This window comes from Pseudoclavibacter helvolus (assembly GCF_049707175.1).
Classification (GTDB): Bacteria; Actinomycetota; Actinomycetes; order Actinomycetales; family Microbacteriaceae; genus Pseudoclavibacter; species Pseudoclavibacter helvolus_A.
Genome location: NZ_JBNAFM010000002.1, coordinates 196165 through 215488, shown reverse-complemented (window position 1 = coordinate 215488; position 19324 = coordinate 196165). Strand labels below are relative to the sequence as shown.

The following is a 19324-nucleotide window of genomic DNA, read 5'->3' as shown; positions in this document are numbered from 1 at the left end:
CGTGCCACCCTCCGAAGACCTCGTTGGCCTCGCCCCGGCTACGATGCAGGGCGTGGCAGCAGACGGAGCACGGGGACGGTACGCGAAGGGTGTCGAGCGGAAGCGCGAGATCTTGGAGCGCGCGTATGGCACGCTCCGCGAGACCGGCGCGAGCGGGGCGTCCCTCCGCGCGATTGGTGAGGCTCTCGGGGTCTCGCATGGCATGCTCACCCATTACTTCGGGTCGCGGGAGGGTCTGCTGGTCGCGGTGATCCGTGAGCATGACCGGGTCAATGACGAGCGGATGCCTGTTCCCGTGTCGCTGGTGCAGCGGATGCGGTTGAGTGCTGAGTTCAACGTGCAATTCCCGGGGATGGTGTCGCTGTTCACGGAGATGCTCGCGAAGTCGGTCGAGGTCGGAGATGGCCCGGCGCGGGCGTTCTTCACGGAGCGCTTCGCGAAGGCCAGGGTCGAGCTGGCGGTGGAGCTCGGCGGCCAGCTCGCGGCGCTTCCTGAGGGGAAGCGCGCAGATGCGGCGATGCTGGTGGATCTGATCATGGCTGCGTCTGACGGCCTGCAGGTGCGGTGGCTGCTGGACCCGAGTATCGATGTCGCGGCGACGCTCGGCCTGCTGGAGCGGCTCGGGGCGGAGTGACGCGTTCACTCAAACCTGAAAGTTGCCAACTGGAAATTTTCTAGTAGCGTCTGAGGGGAGAGCGGACGCGATGTGGCGGACGCCAACCGACACAGGAGTCACCGTGCCAACCACTCGACCAGAAGCGCCCTCCCCGCACGCGCGCGTGCCGCATCCGGCCACCTCACTCCAGCTCTACAGCGTCAACTCGCACCTCGAGGCCGACCTCGACGGAACGCTCGCGCGCCTCAGCGACATCGGTCTGCGCAACGTTGAGGCGTTCGCCTTCGTCGACCGTGCCGACGAGCTGGCGGCCGCGTTCACGCGCCACGGCATCGCAGCGCCGACGGGGCACGCGATGCTGGTCGCCAAGGAGGACACGCGCGAGGGCGTGACGACGCCGGTGCCGAGCCACGCTGAGACGTTTGCGGCGGCCAAAACGCTCGGCATGGAGTACGTCATCGACCCTGCCGTCTTCGACTGGTCGACTCGCGAAGCCGTCGAGGAGACGGCCGCCGCCCTCAACGAGGCAGCGAAGGTCGCCGCCGATCACGGCCTCCGCGTCGGCTACCACAATCACGCGTGGGAGCTCAGCAACAGCATCGATGGTGTCTCGGCCCTCGAGTACTTCGCGGGGCTGCTCGACGACGAGGTGGTGCTCGAAGTCGACGTGTACTGGGCGCACATCGGGGGTGTGGATGCGCCGGAGCTGCTTCGTCGGCTGGGCGACCGGGTAAAGGCGCTGCACATCAAGGACGGCCCGCAGGTCGACAATCCGTTTGTGACGGATGCGCCGTTCGAGCCCGCGGGGCTCGGGCAGCTGCCGGCCGGCCAGGGGAGCATCCCGCTGGCTGCGGCGCTGGAGGCGACGCCCTCTGCCGAGTTCGCGGTCATCGAGTTCGATCACTTCGCCGGCGACATCTTCGGCGCCATCGCCGAGAGCTTCACCTACCTGCAGCGCTTCCAGCAGCAACAGGAGCAGGGCGCATGAGCGACGCGCAGCACTCGGGTGCCGCTCCCGGGCGTGGTGCCAGCCAGAACTCGGGCCCAGTCGGCATCGGTATCATCGGCACGGGCATGATCAGCAACGCCTATCTCGACAACCTGACGCGTTTCCCCGACGTCAAGGTCGTCGCGCTCGGTGACCTCAATGAGGCGCTCGCGGCCGAGAAAGCGGCGGCCTACGGGGTTCCGTTCTCGGGATCGCCCGCGTCGGTGCTCGCGAACGACGACGTCGAGATCGTCATCAACCTCACCATCCCGGCCGCGCACGTGCCGGTTGCGCTCGACGCGATTGCGGCGGGCAAGCACGTGTGGATCGAGAAGCCCATCGGCATCAACCGCGAGGAGGCGAGGGCGCTCCTTGACGCGGCGGACGCGGCCGGCCTGCGCGTGGGCGTGGCGCCGGACACGGTGCTGAACCCGGGCATCCAGACCGCCCTCCGGCACCTCGCCGCCGGCGTCGTCGGCACACCGCTCACGGCCCGCACGATGATGCGCTACTCGGGCCCTGACCTGTTCCACCCGAACCCGGCCTTCCTCTTCGCGAGGGGTGGCGGCCCGCTGCTCGACATGGGCCCGTACTACGTGACCACACTCGTGAGCGCGTTCGGGCCGGCCTCGAAGGTCTACGCGACGGGCTCGACGGCGAAAGCGAGCCGCACCGTCAAGCTCGGCCCCAACGCAGGCCAGTCGTTCCCGGTGGAGGTGCTCACGCATGTGGATGCGCTGGTCACGTTCGAGAGCGGGGCGAGCGCGCAGCTCACCTTCAGCAACGACTCGCCGCTCGCTGAGATGGGCACCGTCGAGATCATCGGCGAGGGCGGCATGCTGCTGACTCCGGACCCGAACCACGCCGACGGCGCGACGCGAGTCGCGCGCCACCCGCAGGAGTACTCGGAGACGCTCGAGCCGACGTGGGAGGACTACGCGGAGGAGGGCACGGTCACGGGTCGCGGCTACGGTGCGCTCGACATGGCCAGGGGCATCCGCGAGGGAGCTCCGCACGTCGCGACCGGCGAGCTCGCGCTGCACGTGCTCGACATCATGCTCGCCATCGAGGAGTCGGCGGCTGCTGGCAGGGTCGTCGCGATCGAGAGCACCGTCGAGGCGGTTCCGCTCGTCGACCACACGCGCGACCCGTTCGCGGCGACGCTCGGCGGCTGAGCCCAGGGGGCGCCGCTGACCCCGGCGCCCCTTACTCGTCCGCCGTCTCCTGCTTGCCGCGCATGACGAGCAGCGGGTCGGGCTTCGTGACGACGTCGTGGTCCTTGCCCTCGTAGTCGAACTGGCCGAGCCAGAAGCGCATCGCGTTGAGGCGCGCCCGCTTCTTGTCGTTGGAGCGGATGATGGTCCACGGCGCGTGCTTCTTGTCGGTGAGGCGGAAGGTCTCCTCCTTCGCGGCCGTGTAGTCCTCCCACCGGTCGAGGGAGGCGAGGTCCATGGGGGAGAGCTTCCAGCGCCGCACCGGGTCGAGCTGGCGGATCGCGAAGCGTGTGCGCTGTTCGGTGCGCGACACCGAGAACCAGAACTTGGTGACGTGAATGCCGGAGTCGACCAGCATCTTCTCGAATGCCGGCGCCTGCTGCATGAACTGGGCGTGCTCGTCATCGGTGCAGAACCCCATGACGCGTTCAACGCCGGAGCGGTTGTACCAGGAGCGGTCGAAGAGCACGAGCTCGCCGTCGGTGGGGAGGTGCTGGATGTACCGCTGGAAGAACCACTGCCCGCGCTCGCGGTCGCTGGGCTTCGCGAGGGCGACGACGCGCGCTTTGCGCGGGTTGAGGTGCTCCGTGAAGCGCTTGATGGTGCCGCCCTTTCCCGCGGCGTCTCGGCCTTCGAAGAGGATCACGGCGCGCCGGTCGTTGTCCTCCATCCAGTACTGGCATTTCAGCAGTTCGACCTGCAGGCGGTACTTCTCGCTCTCGTATTCCTCACGGCTGAGACGTTCCTCGTACGGGTACCCCTCCTGCCACGTGTAGACGGGGTTGCCTTGGGGGTCGATGAGGTCCGGGTCGTGCGTGTGGCCGTCACGCACCGAGTAGCCGAGTGTGCGCAGGTGCTCGATGTATTCGCGCAGATCCTGGGGTTGGTCGATGGCCATGCGTACCTCCGGAGGGTCAGGGGCGAGGCACGGAGCGGATGCGCGTCGCCGTCACGTTCGCATGCTCGCGCATTCAGGCGAACGATTCGTGTACGCGCGCACGGAAGGCTGCAGCGGCGCGTGCCGTTTCAGTCGAGGGTGCCGCCGCCGACCTTGACGTCGGTCTGGTTCGAGAGCGTGGCCTCGACCACGGCGGTGAGGCCGGACGTGAGCTGCTCGAGACGCAAGTGCGGGCGGTCCGTTCCGGCCGCCTCCAGCGAAGAGTAGGGGATGTGCACAAAGCCGCCCCGCGCACCTGGCCGCTGTTGGAGCTCGTGCATGAGCAGATAGAAGACGTGGTTGCACGTGTAGGTGCCCGCGGTCTGCGAGACCGCTGCGGGGATGCCCGCCGCGCGGACGGCCTCGACGGCCGCCTTGATGGGGAGCGTGCTGAAGTACGCGGCCGGGCCGCCGTCGACGACCGGCTCGTCGATGGGCTGGAAGCCGCCGTTGTCTGGGATGCGGGCGTCATCGACGTTGATGGCCACCCGCTCGACCGCGAGCGACGCGGAGCCGCCGGCGAGGCCGACGCAGACCACCACGTCGGGGTTCACCTCGGCGAGCGCTGCTCGCAGCGCGTCATCCACTCGCGCAAAGTCCACCGGCAGCTGACGCACGTGGAGCTCGGCTTCGCCGACCCAGGTGTCGCGCACGTCCTGCACGGCCGCCCACGACGGGTTGCTGGTGTCGCCGCCAAAAGGTTCGAAGCCGGTGAGGAGAACTGTGGGCATGCTGGGCTCCTGGTGATGGATGCGTCGGCCGGGAAGACACGCTCAACGCTACGCGGTGCTGTCGGAGTCGTGCGGTGGAGCACGATTGGTAGAGTCGCGGTCTCGACGTTGGTTCGGCGACAGGAGCACCGTGGCAAGACTCATCGGCTACGCCCGAGTCTCGACCCGACAGCAGGGCACTGATCAGCAGGAAATCGACCTTCGCGCAGCCGGCGTGACCCCGGAGAACCTGCACGTCGACCGGCCTGAGAACGGCGGGCACGCATCCCTGCCCGCGCTCGACGCAGCGCTGCAGGCGCTTGGCAACGGCGACACGTTGGTCGTCCCGACCCTCGACCGGCTGGGACGCTCGACCGGCGATCTGCTGACGCTGGCCGCCGAGCTGCGCGCCGAGGGAATCGCACTGCGGGTGCTTGACCTCGACGGGGTCGACGTCGACACGTCGACGCCGACGGGGTCGATGCTGTTCACCGTCATGGCCGCGCTCTCGAAAGCGGAGTCGGCACTCAAACGCGAGCGCGTCCTTGAGGCGCTCAGCCAGCGGCGAGCGGCGGAGGGCGACCTTGGCGAACGCCCGCGCAGGGCCCCCGACGGCAAGCCCAGGACAAGCGGCGGCGAGCTGCCCGAGGTGGCCGGCGGCACGCATCCACCCGCCCTGCATGGCCTCACGATGCCGATCAAGCGACTCTGACCGAAGACGCCGAGGAGACGAGCATGCCGAAGAAGCGCACCACCCTGCCGAAGGAGTTCCGTCGCGGCGACACCTACACGATCGCCGAGCTCGAGGAGATCTTCGCGAAAGTCGAGGTGAACGCCCTCGGCCGCGACTTCAACAAGGAATCGGCGCTCATGAGCGACCGGCTCGACGCCGACGGCGCCCGCTGGCTGCTCGAGCACGGGGCAGACCCCAACCTGACCGACCGGTTCGGCAACACTGCCCTCACCCACCACTCGAAGTGGAACACGAAGCTCGACGTCGTCGAGGTGCTGCTCGAGCACGGCGCCGACCCCAACATCACGGGCCACTCCTCGCCGCTGGCGTCCGCCGCGGAGTACATGAACACCGACGGCCTCCAGCTGCTGTTCGACGCGGGAGCCGACCCGCTGCAGACGTTCGGTTCTCGAGCAGAGACCGCACTCGACCGGGCGATGACGCGCATGAAGGACTACCACGCACCCCGCGCGCTCGAGGTCGCTCGCATCTTCGTCGCCCGCGGCGCGACCGTCTCCGGGGACACCCCGAAATACCTGCGCCAGACGATGTCGGAGCTGCAAGGCCTCATCGCTCGTGGCAAGGGCTCCGAGGCGACGTTGGCGCAGCTTCACGAGCTGTTCGAGCTCCTGGGCGTCGAGCCGTCGGTGCCACCGCGCGTGCTGGCGCCGGGCGAGCCCATCACTGTGACCACTGACGGTTGGAAGGCCCAGTTCAGCGAGCTGTGGAAGATGCTCGTGCCGGGAGGCGGACCGGCTGAGAGCGTGCAGGGTGAAGTCGTGCGCATCGCCGGCCGGGTCGGCAACGAGCTCCTCGGCAACGGCGGCGGCAACTGGGACAAGGACTTCGACCGGATGCTCGAGGCGTACCGGGTGCACGTGCGCTCCGGCAGCGCCCTCGGCTCCGACGACCTCGCAAGGGCCGACGAGGCGGTCGCGAGTCTGGCGGGCGGGAGCTACGACGAAGCAGCGGTGGACGTACTCACCGAGCTTGCCGTGGCCTGGGTGCTGCTGAACCCCGACCGTGTCGAGCTGCCGAAGCCGAACTACCGGCGATAGGCCGCGACGAACGGCGCGGACCTGCCAGGCTCCGAACGATCACAGGAAGAGCACCGATGAACGACCCACTTGCCCCCTTCGCGGACCTCACGACCCCGCACGTTGCGGATGCGTGCATCCGCCTCGGCCTTCCCGTGCGTGTCGCGCCCTCGTCGATGCGGCCAGTCTTCCCTGGGACGCATGCTGTCGGCCGTGTGCTGCCGGCGCAGCACACGGGAAGTGTCGACGTGTTTCTCGAGGCCATGGAGGGCGCGGAACCTGGCGACGTGCTCGTCGTCGATGACGGCGGCAACCTCGACGAGGCGTGCGTTGGAGACCTCGTCGCGCTCGAGGCGGCGAAGGCGGGCCTGAGCGGCATCGTCATCTGGGGCCTGCACCGGGACACGCCGGAGCTGCGCAGCATCGGGCTTCCGGTGCTGAGCCTCGGCGCCTCACCGACCGGCCCGCTCGAGGTGCGCACGAGTCCCGTTGATGCGCTTGTCCAAGCCCGGGTCGGCAAGCACATCGTCACGCGCGACGACGTCGTGCTCGCCGCCGACGACGGCGCCATCTTCGTGCCGCTCGGCCGTGCCGCCGAGCTCGCTGAACTCGCTGCGAGCATCCGTGACACCGAACGCCGCCAGGCGGGCCTCATGCACGAGGGGACGTCGCTGCGCCAGCAGGTGCACTTCGGCGACTACCTGCGTGCGCGCGCCGAGCGTGGCATCGGCTTCCGCGAGCACCTGCGCGGCCTCGGAGGCGCTATCGAGGAGTGACGCCGACGGCGGTCACTGTTCCCGCATGGCCTCCGCGAATGGTCGCGGAGCACGATGCTCCGGCTGCGCTGGGGCGGGGCCAGGGGCGGCCAGCGACGGGGTGTCGGCCGTGACCGCGTGGCCAGCCGTCAGTTCGAGCTCCGCATCGAAGTGACGCACGCGCAGCGGGTCGCCGGCGCTCAGCAGGTAGGTCGTCGACTCGGGACGGATCTCGACGTGCAGTCGTCGCCCCTGTACGAGCATCCCGAACCGGATGCGCGTGAGCTGCTCGGGGAGGCGAGGCGCGAACTTGAGCCCCGCGTCGCTCTCGCGGAGCCCGCCGAGTCCAGCGGTGACGGCCGTCCAGATCCCGGCGAGTGAGGCGAGGTGCAGGCCCTGCGACGTGTTGTCGCGCAGGTCGTCGAGGTCGAGCGTCGCGGCCTCTGCCAGGTAGTCGGCCGCGAGCTGCAGGTGGCCGACCTCGGCGGCCAGGATCGACTGGACCGATGCCGACAGCGAGGAGTCGCGCACCGTCAGCCCTTCCGAGTACTCGAACGCGCGCTTCTTCTGCTCGTGGGTGAACGTGTCGTGCGCGAAGTACAGGGCGAGCACGAGGTCAGCCTGCTTGATGACCTGCTTGCGGTACAGCTGGAAGTAGGGGAAGTGCTCCTGCAGCGGGTACTGGTTGGCGGCGGTGGCAGGGAAATCCCATGCTTCCAGGTCGGTCGACCCGGCCGCGTGCGGATGCACGCCGCGACGCTCGTCGAACGGCACGACGATGGCGTCTGCGGTGCCGACCCATCGCGTGATCTCGTCGTCGTCGACGCCCAGCGCCGCAGCCTCCGCGTGGTGACGTTCAGCGACCGCCGCCGCAGCGCGCAGGTTGAGCCGCGCCATCAGGTTCGTGTACGTGTTGTCGTCGACGAGCGCGGAATACTCGTCCGGTCCGGTGACGCCATCAACGTGGAAGCCGCCGTCGTCGTCCCAGCGTCCGAGCGAACACCACAGGCGGGCCGTCTCCACGAGGACGTCCACGGCGACCTCGCGTTCGAAACGCTCGTCGCCGGTGGTGCGGATGTGGTGCACCATGGCGGCCGCGATGTCGGCATTGACGTGGAAGGCGGCGGTGCTCGCCGGCCAATACCCGGAGCTCTCGCGCCCGTCGATGGTGCGCCACGCGAAGGCTGCTCCCTCGAGGCTCAGCTGCTTCGCGCGTTCGCGCGCGTAGTCCAAGGTCGAGTGCCGCCAGCGCAGTGCCTGCTCGGCGGCGGCCGGCGCGGTCGCCGAGAGCACCGGGAGCACGTACCCCTCGAAGTCCCAGAACGTGTGCCCCTGGTACCCAGCGCCCGTGAGCCCCTTGCCCGGCACGGAGCGCACCTCGAGCCTCGCCGCCGACTGATAGACGTGGAAGAGCGCGAAGCGCGCGGCTTGCTGCAGACGAGGAGACCCGTCGATCTCGACATCTGCGCACGCCCAGAAGTCGTCGAGGTGGGCGCGCTGGTCGGCGAGCACCTGCTCCCAGCCGGCGCGGCGGGCGTCGTCGACGGCCCCTTCCGCCCGGTCCCGCAGCGCTTCCGGTGACAGAGATGAGGAGAACTCGTGGCCGACGTACTTTGTGACCGCCACGGCTTCACCGTCGGCCAGGCGCACGCTCACTGTCGTGCGAGCGAGGTCCTGCGAGGTCTCCGTCTCGACGCTCGGGGTTTCGACTCCCGTGCCCGTCACGACGTTGTCCATGGTCACGGCAATGCTGATGCCGCTGCGAAGCGTGCGATGCACGAGCGTCGCGGCGTTGCCGAGCGCGTGATGGCCGAGCCCCTCGAAGGGCTCGTCGAGCTGATCGTTGACCCTCTCGTCGGGATGCACATCCGGCATGTGCTCGTTCGCCACAATCTCCGACTGCACGCTCACGTGCATCGCACCGCCGACGGCCTGAACCTCGTATCGCACGGCCGCGATTGAGCGGTGAGTGAGCGAGACCAAGCGGATGCTCGTGATCTTCACCGTGCGTCCCGCGGGCGACGTCCACTCCACGTCGCGTCGCAGCGTCCCCGCCCGGAAATCGAGGCGCTGCTCGTGGCAGATGACCGTGCCACGACGGAGGTCCAGCGGCTCGTCGTCCACGAAGAGGCGAAGCACCTGGCCGTTCTGCACGTTCACGACGCTCTGCCCCGTCTCCGGGTAGCCGTACCCGTCCTCGGCGTACGGCATCGGGTGGTCCTCGAAGACCCCGTTGACGTAGGTGCCGAGCACCGCGTGCGGTTCGCCTTCGTCCAAGTTCGCTCGCCAGCCAATGTGCCCGTTCGACAGCGCGAACACCGATTCGAGGTGCGCGAGCTGATCGTCGTCGACATCGAGGTCGGAAAGGCCGAGGCTCCAGGGAGCGACGTCGAAGGGGAGTGGGCGGCTCATGAGGTGGAAGGCTACAGAGGCGCATCTGGACGTCGCATGGTGGCGACGACGACACGTAACCCGGCGCATCCCGAATGGCGAACTGCGGCCGCTAGCTCTACGGTCAGAGGCATGCCTGACGTCCTCCCCGATGAGCGCCCCCTCCGCATCGCGTTTGTCGTGCTCCACACCTCCCCCCTCGACGAGCCGGGCACGAAGGACGCGGGCGGCATGAACGTCGTCGTACTGGCACAGGCCCAGGCGCTCGCCGCCCGCGGACATCAGGTCGAACTCGTCACGAGGCGCAGTGACCCCGATTCGCCCCCCACCGCGTCGCTCGGCGAGAACCTGCGGCTCCACAACCTTGACGCGGGCCCCGCTCGGCTCATCGCGAAGGGCGAGCACGAATACGTTATCGATGAGTTCCGGGATGCGCTCGCGCGACTTCTGAGCGAACTGTCCGTCGACGTGCTGCACGCGCAGCACTGGTTCTCCGGCGTCGCCGCGCTCCCGGTCGCGCGCGAGCTGGGGATTCCCCTCGTGCAGAGCTTCCACTCCATCGCTGCCGACAGCTCGACGCCGCTCGCCGACGGGGAACGCGCCGAGTCGCCTGGTCGTCTTGCGGGCGAGGCGATGCTCGCGAAGTCCGTCGACGCGATCGTCGTCGTGAGCAAGGCCGAGCGGGAGACGGTCCTCTCGCGACTCGGCGGCAACCCCGAGATCACGCACATCGTGCCCCCGGGCGTCGATGCCGACCTGTTCTTCCCGGCCTGGGACGCGCGGGCCGAGCCAGCCGCACGCGAGCCGCGACCCAAGCGCGCCCTGTCGGCCGGGCGCCTGCATCCGCTCAAGGGCTTCGACCTGGCACTCGACGCGATCGCCGACATCCACGACGACGTCCGCCCCGACTACGTGCTCGTGGGCGCGGCCCCGCCGGACCAAGACGGACGCGACTACGAGGCGAAGCTGCACGCCGCGGTCGATCTGCACGGGCTCGGCGGGCACGTGCAGTACATCGGCTCGCTCAGCAGGCACGCTCTCGCGGCGCAGCTTCGGGCCGTCGACGTGGTGTTGATTCCTTCGCACTCCGAGACGTACGGCCTGGTCGCGCTCGAGGCGGCGGCGTCCGGCGTGCCCGTCGTCGCCGCCGCGGCAGGCGGGCTGCGCGAGGCCGTCGTCGACGGCGTCACCGGCACGCTGCTCGAGTCTCGCGAACCGGCCGACTGGGCCGCGGCCATCGCGAGCATCCTGCGCGATCCCGCACTCGCTGAGCGCATGAGCGCCGCCGCCCGCGAGCACGCGCTGGCCCACTCGTGGGACCTCAGCGCTGAGGGGCTGCTGGCCGTGTTCCGCGAGCTCCTCGCCGAGCGGGAAGCGGGCTCGGCTCGTGCCTGAGGCGAGGTCGAGTCTGCTCGACTCGGTGCGCCACGCACTTGTCGTGCATGCGCATCCAGACGACGAAGCCCTGGCCGGCGGAGCCCTGCTCCGCGAGCTGCACGAGCGCGGCGCTCGCGTCACCCTGGTGACCTGCACGCGCGGCGAGCTCGGCGAGATCGTCGAGGGCGTGCTCGCCGCCGACACGTCCGTCGCGGAGCTTGCGGCAGTGCGCGAGCGCGAGCTGCGCGGTTCGCTGGATGCGCTCGGCATCGATGAGCACCGCTGGCTCGGAACCGCGCCGGCCCGGGCGGAGGGCCTCGAGCCGCGCGAGTACCGCGACTCCGGGATGCGCTGGCTGCGGCCGGGGCTTGCGGGGCCCGCCGATGAGACCAACCTGCGCGCGCTGAGCGTCGCACCGGTCGAGGAGGTCATCGGCGACCTCGCCGCCGTCATCGCGCACGACGGCCCAGACCTGGTCATCAGCTACGACGCGACGGGCGGGTACGGGCACCCCGATCACGTTCGGGCGCGCGAAGCGAGCCTCGCTGCGGCGCGGGGCGCCGGCGTGCGCTTCGCGGAGCTCGTCGAGCAGAGTGAGCGCGATCTCGCGGCCGAGATCGGCGACCTCGAATGGTACGAGCTCGAGCGGCATCGGGCGGCGGTTGTCGCCGCGCTCCGCAGTCACCGCACGCAGCTGACGGTCGACGCTGATGGTGTTGGTCTGGTGCACTCCGGCGGGCAGCGGCAGGATGTGCACCTCGCGATCGGGCTGCGGGAGGTCGTCGCGTAGGCCCGACCTCACCGGTCGCCCCGAGCGGCAGCGTTCTGCGGCGTCACACTCTGTCATCGCGCAGGGCGCTCGTTTAGGCTCGCCGTGCAACATGCTCCGGGGTCGGTGAAAGTCCGAACCGGCGGTGAGAGTCCGCGACCCGCTCGTCCGCGAGCGGTTGACTTGGTGAAATTCCAGGACCGACGGTGAAAGTCCGGATGGTAGGTGCATGGGAGGCGCTCGTTTCGACGAGGGCTTCCGTTGGCGTCGGCTGCCGGAATCCCCGGCTGCGCCGGCACCGGGACATGGCCCCGTGGCACGCGATACGCGGAGGTCACCGGCGATGCCGATCCAACACCCCAACCGCGTCGACACTGTCGACGCCGCCATGCAAGTGGCGCTTTCCCTCGCGGCCGAAGGGCCTGCCCGAGACCCCAACCCACGGGTCGGCTGCGTGCTCCTCGCGCCGCCCGCTGCGGGTGGTGGGCCCCGCCGCATCCTCGGTCGCGGGTTCCACCGCGGCGCAGGAACTCCGCACGCCGAGGCGGCCGCGCTCGCCGATGCGCGTGCATCAGGCGAGGATGCGCGGGGCGCGACGGCCGTCGTCACCCTCGAACCGTGCGCCCACACCGGCAGGACACCCTCCTGCGCCGACGCGCTGCTCGCGGCGGGCGTGGCGGAGGTCGTGTTCGCGGTCGCCGACCCGAACCCGGTCGCATCCGGGGGAGCGGCGCGGCTGCGCGCCGCTGGCGTGCGCGTGGTCGAAGGCGTGCTCGCCGCTGCGGGCGAGGGTCTCGTGCGTGTCTGGCTCACCAACGTCACGGAGCGACGGCCGTTCGTGACGCTCAAGCTCGCGTCCACGCTCGACGGCAAGGTCGCCGCCGCGGACGGGTCGAGCCAGTGGATCACGTCGGAGCAGGCCAGGGCGCACGCGCACGGACGGCGCAGCGAGGCCTGCGCGATCCTCGTCGGGACGGGCACGCAGCGGGCGGACGATCCGTCGCTCTCCGTCCGTGGACCCGCCGCCGACCTCGGCGCGCAGCCGCTCCGCGCGGTCATGGGCCTGCGGGAGGTCGCCGCCGGCGCCGCCGTTCGGGCAACACCTGAGCTGTTCGTGCACCTCGAAACCCGAGACCCTGCCCGTGCCATTGACGCACTGGCGGACCGCGGCGTCCGCCACCTGATCGTCGAGGGCGGCCCGTCCATCTCGGCGGCCTTCCTACGCGCGGGACTCGTCGACGAGATCGACGCCTACCTCGCACCCATCCTGCTGGGAGACGGCGCAAACTCGGTCTCCTCACTCGACATCGGGAGCCTGCGCGACGCACGCCGCTGGGTGACCCAGGCCGTGCATCCGCTCGGTCAGGACACGTTCATCCGCCTCGTTCGCGGACCTGGCGCTGCAGAGCAGCCGGCCGCAGCCGCGACGTTCGGGGTGGCGGCATGAGCGCCGCGCTGTTCCACGCGCTCGAGGCCCTGCGCGCCGGACGACCCGTGCTGGTCGCCGATGCCTCTTCGCGCGAGAACGAGGTCGATGCGATCCTCGCCGCGAACAGGGCAACGCCCGAGTGGATCGGCTGGGTCATTCGGCACTCATCTGGGCTCCTGTGTGCGCCTCTGCCCGCCAGGCTCGCGGACCATCTCGAGCTGCCCATCATGGTCGAACGCAGCGAGGACGCCCGCGGCACCGCCTACACGGTCACCGTCGACGCGGCCATTGGCGTCACCACGGGGATCTCGGCGAGCGATCGAGCGACGACCGTGCGGGCGCTCGCGGCCGCCGACGGATCCCCGCGCGACCTGATCCGCCCCGGGCACGTGCTGCCGCTGCGCGCCGTCGACGGCGGCGTGCTCGAGCGGCCAGGGCATACCGAGGCGGCTGTCGACCTCATGCGCCTCGCTGGTACCGGCGAGGTTGGCGTGATCGCCGAGCTGGTCCGCGACAACGGCGAGATGCTCTCGTTCGGCGAGGCCACTGAGCTCGCGGACGACACCGGCCTCGCGCTGCTGCACGTCGACGACATCGTCGAGTTCCGACGGCAGTTCCCCGGCTTCCCGGCGGCCGACGCACCGCTGAAGAACCACAACAACACCAGCACGCGCGCCGCTGAGGCGCTGACGAGAAGGGCACGACGATGAGCGGACAGGGAGCACCAGCGGTGCAGGCAGACGGCACCGGAATGCGGGTCGTGATCGTCGCGGCGCGGTGGCACGAGACCGCGATGGCGGCGCTGGTCGACGGTGCCAACCGGGCGCTCGCATCGTCGGGCGTCACCGACGTCGAGCTCGTGCGGGTTCCGGGCTCGTTCGAGCTGCCCGTCGCCGCGAGCCGGATCGCGGTGAGCAAGCCCGACGCGATCGTCGCCCTCGGCGTCGTCATCCGCGGCGGCACCCCGCACTTCGAGTACGTGTGCTCGGCCGCGACACACGGGCTCACCGACGTCGCCGTCCGTACGGGCATCCCCATCGGCTTCGGCGTGCTCACCTGCGACACCGAGGAGCAGGTGCAAGCGCGCATCGGGCTGCCTGGCAGCTTCGAGGACAAGGGGGCGGATGCGGCGCTCGCCTCGATCGCCACGGCCTCGGCCCTCCGCGACTTCGCCTTCCCGTCCCAGCAGACGAGTCCGTCCCAGCAGACGAGTCCGTCCCAGCAGACGAGCCCATCTCAGCAGGGAGGTGCGTGACCGTGTTCACGGGCATTATCGAGGAGCTCGGGCAGATCACTGGCATCGTCAGGCATGACTCGGATCCGCGGCTTACGGTCCGAGGCCCCCTGAGCGTGAGCGACGCCCGGGTCGGCGATTCCATCTGCGTCGACGGCGTGTGCCTCACCGTCGCCAAGCTGCACGGCGACAGCTTTACGGCCGACGTCATGGGGGAGACGCTGCGCGCCTCCGCCCTCGGGGACCGGTCGGAAGGCGACGCCGTGAACCTCGAGCGCGCCATGCGCGTCGGCGACCGGCTCGGCGGGCACATCGTGCAGGGGCACGTCGACACGACCAGCGAGGTGCTCGAGGTTGAACGGTTCGACGCGTGGCGTCGCATCCGCTTCGCCGTCGACCCAGCGCACGCCAGGCTGCTCGTCGACAAGGGCTCGGTGGCAGTGGACGGCGTCTCGCTCACGGTCAGCGCCGTCGGCGCGGACGGGCCAGGTGCCACGGCGGGCGACCGCAACTGGTTCGAGGTGTCGCTCATCCCTGAGACGCTCAGCGGGACGACGCTCGGAGCGCTTGCCGTGGGCAACCGGGTGAACGTGGAGACCGACATCCTCGCCAGGCGCGTGGCGAGGCTCGCGAGCTTCTCGGGCGACGCCGCTGCAGTCGGCTGATCGGGGAACGGGCGGCCCGTCCGTCACGCGTCGCGGAGCCGCGAGTGCAGCTCCGCGACGCGGGCGCGGATGTCGTCGCGCACGAGCCGCATCCGCTCCATGCCGACGATGCCCCGCGTTGACGGCTCGTCGGTGATCCGAAAACCTAACGGTGCCGTCGACTCGCCGCTTTTGCCAGAAAAGCAATACCGACTGTGACCATCACGACCGATTGCATGCGTGTTGATTTTGAAGCGTCGGTCAGGAGTTTCTCTAGTCTCTGGTCGTGATAAGTAGATACAGAGACAGTCGTCCGGCGATGCTCCATTACGGCGCACGCAGCCGTGGCTGTACACGAGTCTCGCGCCACACCTACGCCGGTTGCCACCAAGAGGATTGCAAGGGCGACAAATGCAAGGACGAGGACAAGGGGGGCGTCTGTGATCGTCATGACGGCTATAGGAAGGGTGAGAGTGCCAGTTCCAAGTGATAGACCGACGAAGGATAGATCTAATTCTCGAGTGTGCCAAGCAAGATGCGCAATGCGAGTTTCGTCTTGATCTGAAACCGGGTGCGTTCCGGCTTGTTCGCTGAGAAACCAGTTGACTCTTGCCAGATGCTTGGCGTTCTGGAGGAGAGGCGCCTTGGGTGTCCTGTCTCTTTTGATCCTTTGCACGCGAGTAATTTACCTCGATTCTCCGGTCTCAAATGGGGTAAACCGAGCTTCAATCCGGTCGGGAGCGGTTTCGCTCCGTTAGAACTCCATGTGCTAGTCATGCGAACCCGAATCAGGGGTGTCGAATCCTCCTTTTCGACGAGAATTCTCTAGGAGCTGGAGGGATCCGAAAGCACGGCTCGCCTGAACCGTCCGCGGCGGCCCGTCCGTCACGCGTCGCGGAGCCGCGAGTGCAGCTCCGCGACGCGGGCGCGGATGTCGTCGCGCACGAGCCGCATCCGCTCCATGCCGACGATGCCCCGCGTTGACGGCTCGTCGGTGATCCACTGCTCGACAGGCGCAGTGACGCCCTCCGGCAGCTGCGCCTCGTCGCCGAGCAGCACTACGAGGTCGGCGGCGTCGAGCATCGCCTGCGTGAGCGGCTTCGGGTGCTCGTCGCCCACGTCGATGCCGAGCTCGGCGAGCGACTCCACCGACTCGGCGTTGAGCGAGCCACCCGGCGACGTCCCCGCAGAGGTCACGGAAATCGACTCATCGCCGATCGCTCGAAGGAGGGCGGCGGCCAGCTGCGACTTGCCGCCGTTCTTCTTGCAGACGAAGACGACGCTCGTTGGGGTGTTTGGTGTGCTTGGGGTGCTCATGCCAGCATTCTCCGCCACCCGGGTAGCGGGGAGGAGCGATCGGACGAAACGCGTGCACGCGTCGCGGCCGAGGCACTACCGTAGTGATGCCCCGCATGGCACCTGGGGCAGAATGGGGCGATGCAGGGTCTAGATGCAGGTGGACGCGACGAGGATGCCGCGGACAACTCGAATGCAGCCGTGAGCGTCGTCGAGTCGTGGCGCGTCGAGTCTGGCCGAGTCGTCGCCTACGCCGCCCACCGGGAGCGCTTCGAGCGCTCTGTCACAGCGCTGTTCGGTGAAGCGGTTGCCGCGCATCCGCTCGCCTGGGCCGGCAACTCAGCAGGTACCAACCCCGTCGACGCCGACTGGTCGCGCATCTGGGCCGACGTGTCCGAGAGCATGCCGCTCGCCGACGAGTGGTTCCCGCGACTCTCCGCCCACCTCGACGGCGACCGAGTGCTCGTCGAGCTCACCGTGCGGCCCGCCCCCGAAGCGAGGCCCCTGACCAAGCTCGTGACGCGCCTCGATGAACGCCGTTGGCCCACGCTCAAGGGGCCGGACTTCCCCTACCTCGCGACGCTCCGCATGAGCGCACACGAGGAAGGCGCGGCGGATGCGCTCCTCGTCGATGAACGCGGCTCAATCACCGAGGCGGCACATGGATCAGTGGTGGGTTGGCTCGGCGAGACCCTCGTCATCCCACCCACGGGGCGTCGTGTGCCAGGCACAACGCTCGGTGTGCTCGAGCAGCTGCTCGCCACGGCCGGGGTGCCGCGAGTCGAAGGCGAGCTGCTCGCCGACCCGCTCGCCGCATCCGCCGACCGTGGTTGGGACGAGCTCTGGTATCTCAACACGCTCCACGGCATCAGCCCCGTGTCGATGCTCAACGGCACGCGCCTCGGCCTCGACGTGGCGCGCGTGCGCCGGTGGCGGCCGCGCCTTGAAGCCGCGAGCGCGGTGCCGCTGCTCGACGGGCCGTCGCCGGACGGGCGTCCCGCGTGATCGTCGTCGTCGACAACCGGGACTCCTACACCTACAACCTCGTGCAGCTGCTGCTCGAGCTCAGCACACACGAGGTGCGGGTCGTCGACGCCGGCGACCCTGGCGCGATCGACGGCTGCCTCAGCTGGATCTCCGCCGGCCTCGTCGCGGGGATCGTCGTCTCACCCGGCCCCGGGCATCCGGCCAACCCGGTCGACTTCGGCGGCTCGGCCAGGGTGCTGGATGCGGCACTCGCGCCAGCCTCGACCATTCCCGTCCTCGGGGTCTGCCTCGGGCACCAGGGCATCGCCCTCCACTTCGGGGGTGAGGTCGGTGCCGCGCCCGAGGCGAAACACGGCTGGCGCTCCCCGCTCGAGCACGACGGCACCGGCCCCTTCGCCGGAATCCCGCATGGCACCCTGGTCACTCGCTACCACTCGCTCGCCGTTCGGGAACCGCTGCCCGCCGGCCTCCGCGTCACCGCGCGCAGCGAAGACGGGGTCGTGCAGGGACTCGAGGTCGAGGGGCGGCCCGCGTGGGGCGTGCAGTTCCACCCGGAATCGATCGCGAGCGAGCACGGGCGGCAGGTCGTTGCGAACTTCGTGGCGGCGGTGGATGCGGCGGATGCAGGGGGCTCGGAGGGTCGCGCCGGCGCGGGGCCGAGAACCCAGCGCCTCGGCGAGGTGCCCGCAGCGTCGCCAGTTGCCGACGCCGCGGCTTTCTTCGTCGCGAGCCGCGACGTGTGCGGCCCGCAGGCCGACGGGCGCGTGGCCGCCGAGTCCGCGGCGACGCGCATCTATCGCGACCTGCTCCGGCAGGCTGCCGCGAGCGTCTGGGTTGACGTGCCGGACGAGACAGGCAGGCAAGCACAGTGGAGCATTCTCGCCGACGACGCGCCTGTCTCCGACGGGCACTCGACCAGCGAGCCAGCCCGAGTGCTACGGCTGTTCGGTGACGACAGCTTCGAGGCCGTGCGCCGGGCGGTCGAAGGGATGTGCCCGGTGGGCGGCGAGGGGCTCGCGTTCCGGGGCGGGTTGCTCGGCTACTTCGGCTACGAACTCGGGGTGCGGATGCTCGGCGTCGAGCCGCCGACGCACGCCGCCACCGGCGGCGAGCGCACGCTGCCCGACGCCTGGTGGCTCGACCCGAGGCGGTTCGTGCTCGTCGATCGGGCGACCGGGGCGGTCACCGTCGCCGTGACCGCCTCAGACTCCGCGCTCGCGGAAGCGGCCGCCGACGGCTTTGCGGCCGAGGTCCGCGACGCCCTGAGCGGCGACGCGCGCACCCCTCGTGGTGGTCGGCCCGACACGAGCCGCGCATCCGGCCTCGTCGACGGCACCTGGCACACGTCACGCGAGCAGTACGCCGCCGACATCGCGCAGTGCCGCGAGCGGCTCCTCGCTGGCGACTCCTACGAGCTGTGCCTCACGAACGAGTTCAGGCCAGACGCCGACCCAGACGCCCTGGCGCTGTTCCTCGAACTCCGCGCCACCGACCCCGCGCCCTACGCGGCACTGCTCGAGTTCGACGGGGGCGCGGTCGTCAGCGCATCGCCCGAGCGATTCCTGCGCGGCACCCCCGCCGGGGACTATGAGACGAAGCCCATCAAGGGCACCGCGGCGCGCGCATCCGACCCGCTCCTCGACGCCTCCGCCGCGCGCGAGCTCGCGAATGACCCGAAGGTGTTCGCCGAGAACCTCATGATCGTCGACCTGCTGCGCAACGACCTCGGCAGGGTCTGCGCGCCGGGGTCCGTGCACGTGCCCAGCCTCATGGCCGTCGAGTCGTACGCGACCGTGCATCAGCTCGTGACCACGGTGCGCGGGTCGGCACCGGGCGTCGCGCCCCTCGACGTCGTACGCGCGCTGTTCCCCGGCGGTTCCATGACCGGCGCGCCGAAGCTGCGCAGCGTCGAGCTGCTGCGCGACATCGAGGGCCGCGACCGCGGCGTCTACTCGGGTGCCCTCGGCATGCTCGGCGCCGACGGCTCGACCGAGCTGAGTATCGTCATCCGCACGGCCGTGCGGGATGCGCGGGGCTGGTCGATCGGGGCGGGCGGCGCGATCGTGCTCGCCAGCGACCCAGAGGCGGAGACCCTCGAGGTCGAGCTTAAGGCGAGCGCCCTGCGCCGCGCGTTCGCGAGGGCTGAGCGAGCCGAGCCCTGACCAATGAAAGTGCAATGTCGGCCCATTCGGACGGTTTGAGCTCGA

General features: G+C 69.8%; 18 protein-coding genes, 1 pseudogene and 1 riboswitch. Of the genes and pseudogenes, 14 read left to right on the top strand and 5 right to left on the bottom strand.

Features of this window, described 5'->3' with window-relative positions; translation table 11 throughout:
* The first annotated feature begins 52 nt into the window (after positions 1-52).
* The 3 genes from ACPYN9_RS02665 to ACPYN9_RS02655 all read left to right on the top strand — a co-directional run bounded on the left by ACPYN9_RS02665 (position 53) and on the right by ACPYN9_RS02655 (position 2779).
* Entirely contained in the window at positions 53-634 is a 582-nt protein-coding gene (locus ACPYN9_RS02665; RefSeq protein WP_424463663.1) for a TetR/AcrR family transcriptional regulator, read from the top strand.
* A 103-nt stretch (positions 635-737) separates the two neighbouring features.
* Entirely contained in the window at positions 738-1604 is an 867-nt protein-coding gene (locus ACPYN9_RS02660; RefSeq protein WP_424463661.1) for a sugar phosphate isomerase/epimerase family protein, read from the top strand.
* Entirely contained in the window at positions 1601-2779 is a 1179-nt protein-coding gene (locus ACPYN9_RS02655) for a Gfo/Idh/MocA family protein (RefSeq protein WP_424463659.1), read from the top strand. The genes ACPYN9_RS02660 and ACPYN9_RS02655 overlap by 4 nt, the downstream gene beginning before the upstream one ends.
* Before the next feature lie 31 nt (positions 2780-2810).
* Here the strand turns inward: ACPYN9_RS02655 and ppk2 are convergent, their stop codons facing one another.
* On the bottom strand, positions 2811-3716 hold the full coding sequence (ppk2, locus tag ACPYN9_RS02650) for a polyphosphate kinase 2 (RefSeq protein WP_424463658.1): 906 nt from the start codon (positions 3714-3716) through the stop codon (positions 2811-2813).
* 128 nt (positions 3717-3844) lie between these two features.
* Positions 3845-4486: a pyroglutamyl-peptidase I gene (gene pcp, locus ACPYN9_RS02645; protein ID WP_424463656.1), complete on the bottom strand. Its 642-nt coding sequence runs from the start codon at positions 4484-4486 to the stop codon at positions 3845-3847.
* A gap of 130 nt (positions 4487-4616) precedes the next feature.
* Between pcp and ACPYN9_RS02640 the strand changes: the two genes are divergently transcribed.
* From ACPYN9_RS02640 to ACPYN9_RS02630, 3 genes are read left to right on the top strand one after another with little or no spacing between them, the layout of a single operon-like run.
* The gene (locus tag ACPYN9_RS02640) at positions 4617-5177 is read left to right on the top strand and encodes a recombinase family protein (protein ID WP_424463654.1); all 561 of its coding nucleotides are present in this window, start codon (positions 4617-4619) and stop codon (positions 5175-5177) included.
* Positions 5178-5200: 23 nt separating this feature from the next.
* Positions 5201-6256 carry an ankyrin repeat domain-containing protein gene (locus ACPYN9_RS02635; protein ID WP_424463652.1) on the top strand — a complete coding sequence of 352 codons (1056 nt, stop codon included), beginning with the start codon at positions 5201-5203 and terminating at the stop codon, positions 6254-6256.
* A gap of 56 nt (positions 6257-6312) precedes the next feature.
* Positions 6313-7011: an RraA family protein gene (locus tag ACPYN9_RS02630; RefSeq protein ID WP_424463650.1), complete on the top strand. Its 699-nt coding sequence runs from the start codon at positions 6313-6315 to the stop codon at positions 7009-7011.
* 12 nt (positions 7012-7023) lie between these two features.
* Here ACPYN9_RS02630 and ACPYN9_RS02625 read toward each other — a convergent pair whose 3' ends face one another.
* Positions 7024-9402 carry a glycoside hydrolase family 65 protein gene (locus ACPYN9_RS02625; protein ID WP_424463648.1) on the bottom strand — a complete coding sequence of 793 codons (2379 nt, stop codon included), beginning with the start codon at positions 9400-9402 and terminating at the stop codon, positions 7024-7026.
* Positions 9403-9513: 111 nt separating this feature from the next.
* On the opposite strand from ACPYN9_RS02625, the gene ACPYN9_RS02620 reads away from it, so the two are divergent.
* The 6 genes from ACPYN9_RS02620 to ACPYN9_RS02595 all read left to right on the top strand — a co-directional run bounded on the left by ACPYN9_RS02620 (position 9514) and on the right by ACPYN9_RS02595 (position 14855).
* Positions 9514-10776: a glycosyltransferase gene (locus ACPYN9_RS02620; RefSeq protein ID WP_424463647.1), complete on the top strand. Its 1263-nt coding sequence runs from the start codon at positions 9514-9516 to the stop codon at positions 10774-10776.
* A complete protein-coding gene (locus tag ACPYN9_RS02615) occupies positions 10769-11548 on the top strand; it encodes a PIG-L deacetylase family protein (protein ID WP_424463645.1) in 780 nt (259 codons plus the stop codon). The genes ACPYN9_RS02620 and ACPYN9_RS02615 overlap by 8 nt, the downstream gene beginning before the upstream one ends.
* An 88-nt stretch (positions 11549-11636) precedes the next feature.
* A riboswitch (FMN riboswitch) is annotated at positions 11637-11761 on the top strand.
* Positions 11762-11870: 109 nt separating this feature from the next.
* A complete protein-coding gene (gene ribD / locus ACPYN9_RS02610) occupies positions 11871-12974 on the top strand; it encodes a bifunctional diaminohydroxyphosphoribosylaminopyrimidine deaminase/5-amino-6-(5-phosphoribosylamino)uracil reductase RibD (protein ID WP_424463643.1) in 1104 nt (367 codons plus the stop codon).
* Positions 12971-13666: a 3,4-dihydroxy-2-butanone-4-phosphate synthase gene (ribB, locus tag ACPYN9_RS02605; protein ID WP_424463641.1), complete on the top strand. Its 696-nt coding sequence runs from the start codon at positions 12971-12973 to the stop codon at positions 13664-13666. The genes ribD and ribB overlap by 4 nt, the downstream gene beginning before the upstream one ends.
* A complete protein-coding gene (ribH, locus tag ACPYN9_RS02600) occupies positions 13663-14211 on the top strand; it encodes a 6,7-dimethyl-8-ribityllumazine synthase (RefSeq protein ID WP_424463639.1) in 549 nt (182 codons plus the stop codon). The genes ribB and ribH overlap by 4 nt, the downstream gene beginning before the upstream one ends.
* Before the next feature lie 2 nt (positions 14212-14213).
* Positions 14214-14855 carry a riboflavin synthase gene (locus ACPYN9_RS02595; protein WP_424463741.1) on the top strand — a complete coding sequence of 214 codons (642 nt, stop codon included), beginning with the start codon at positions 14214-14216 and terminating at the stop codon, positions 14853-14855.
* Positions 14856-14878: 23 nt separating this feature from the next.
* On the opposite strand, the pseudogene ACPYN9_RS02590 reads toward ACPYN9_RS02595, so the two are convergent.
* Together ACPYN9_RS02590 and ACPYN9_RS02585 are read right to left on the bottom strand one after the other, a co-directional pair.
* Positions 14879-14992: pseudogene (locus ACPYN9_RS02590) on the bottom strand (low molecular weight phosphatase family protein); the annotation flags it as partial.
* Between the two features lie 727 nt (positions 14993-15719).
* Positions 15720-16151, bottom strand: coding sequence for a low molecular weight phosphatase family protein (locus ACPYN9_RS02585; RefSeq protein WP_424463638.1), 432 nt, complete (start codon positions 16149-16151; stop codon positions 15720-15722).
* Between the two features lie 120 nt (positions 16152-16271).
* Between ACPYN9_RS02585 and ACPYN9_RS02580 the strand changes: the two genes are divergently transcribed.
* On the top strand, positions 16272-17135 hold the full coding sequence (locus ACPYN9_RS02580) for an aminotransferase class IV (RefSeq protein ID WP_424463636.1): 864 nt from the start codon (positions 16272-16274) through the stop codon (positions 17133-17135).
* Positions 17132-19279 carry a chorismate-binding protein gene (locus tag ACPYN9_RS02575; RefSeq protein WP_424463634.1) on the top strand — a complete coding sequence of 716 codons (2148 nt, stop codon included), beginning with the start codon at positions 17132-17134 and terminating at the stop codon, positions 19277-19279. Before ACPYN9_RS02580 ends, ACPYN9_RS02575 begins: the two co-directional genes overlap by 4 nt.
* Positions 19280-19324: the final 45 nt, after the last annotated feature.

Bases quoted from the DNA above. Each gene is read 5' to 3' on its own strand.
- ribD (WP_424463643.1), top strand. From the start codon at position 11,871: ATGCCGATCCAACACCCCAACCGCGTCGACACTGTCGACGCCGCCATG.
- pcp (WP_424463656.1), bottom strand. From the start codon at position 4,486: ATGCCCACAGTTCTCCTCACCGGCTTCGAACCTTTTGGCGGCGACACC.
- ACPYN9_RS02635 (WP_424463652.1), top strand. From the start codon at position 5,201: ATGCCGAAGAAGCGCACCACCCTGCCGAAGGAGTTCCGTCGCGGCGAC.
- ribH (WP_424463639.1), top strand. From the start codon at position 13,663: ATGAGCGGACAGGGAGCACCAGCGGTGCAGGCAGACGGCACCGGAATG.
- ACPYN9_RS02655 (WP_424463659.1), top strand. From the start codon at position 1,601: ATGAGCGACGCGCAGCACTCGGGTGCCGCTCCCGGGCGTGGTGCCAGC.
- ACPYN9_RS02620 (WP_424463647.1), top strand. From the start codon at position 9,514: ATGCCTGACGTCCTCCCCGATGAGCGCCCCCTCCGCATCGCGTTTGTC.
- ACPYN9_RS02580 (WP_424463636.1), top strand. From the start codon at position 16,272: ATGCAGGGTCTAGATGCAGGTGGACGCGACGAGGATGCCGCGGACAAC.
- ACPYN9_RS02585 (WP_424463638.1), bottom strand. From the start codon at position 16,151: ATGAGCACCCCAAGCACACCAAACACCCCAACGAGCGTCGTCTTCGTC.
- ACPYN9_RS02625 (WP_424463648.1), bottom strand. From the start codon at position 9,402: ATGAGCCGCCCACTCCCCTTCGACGTCGCTCCCTGGAGCCTCGGCCTT.
- ribB (WP_424463641.1), top strand. From the start codon at position 12,971: ATGAGCGCCGCGCTGTTCCACGCGCTCGAGGCCCTGCGCGCCGGACGA.
- ppk2 (WP_424463658.1), bottom strand. From the start codon at position 3,716: ATGGCCATCGACCAACCCCAGGATCTGCGCGAATACATCGAGCACCTG.
- ACPYN9_RS02630 (WP_424463650.1), top strand. From the start codon at position 6,313: ATGAACGACCCACTTGCCCCCTTCGCGGACCTCACGACCCCGCACGTT.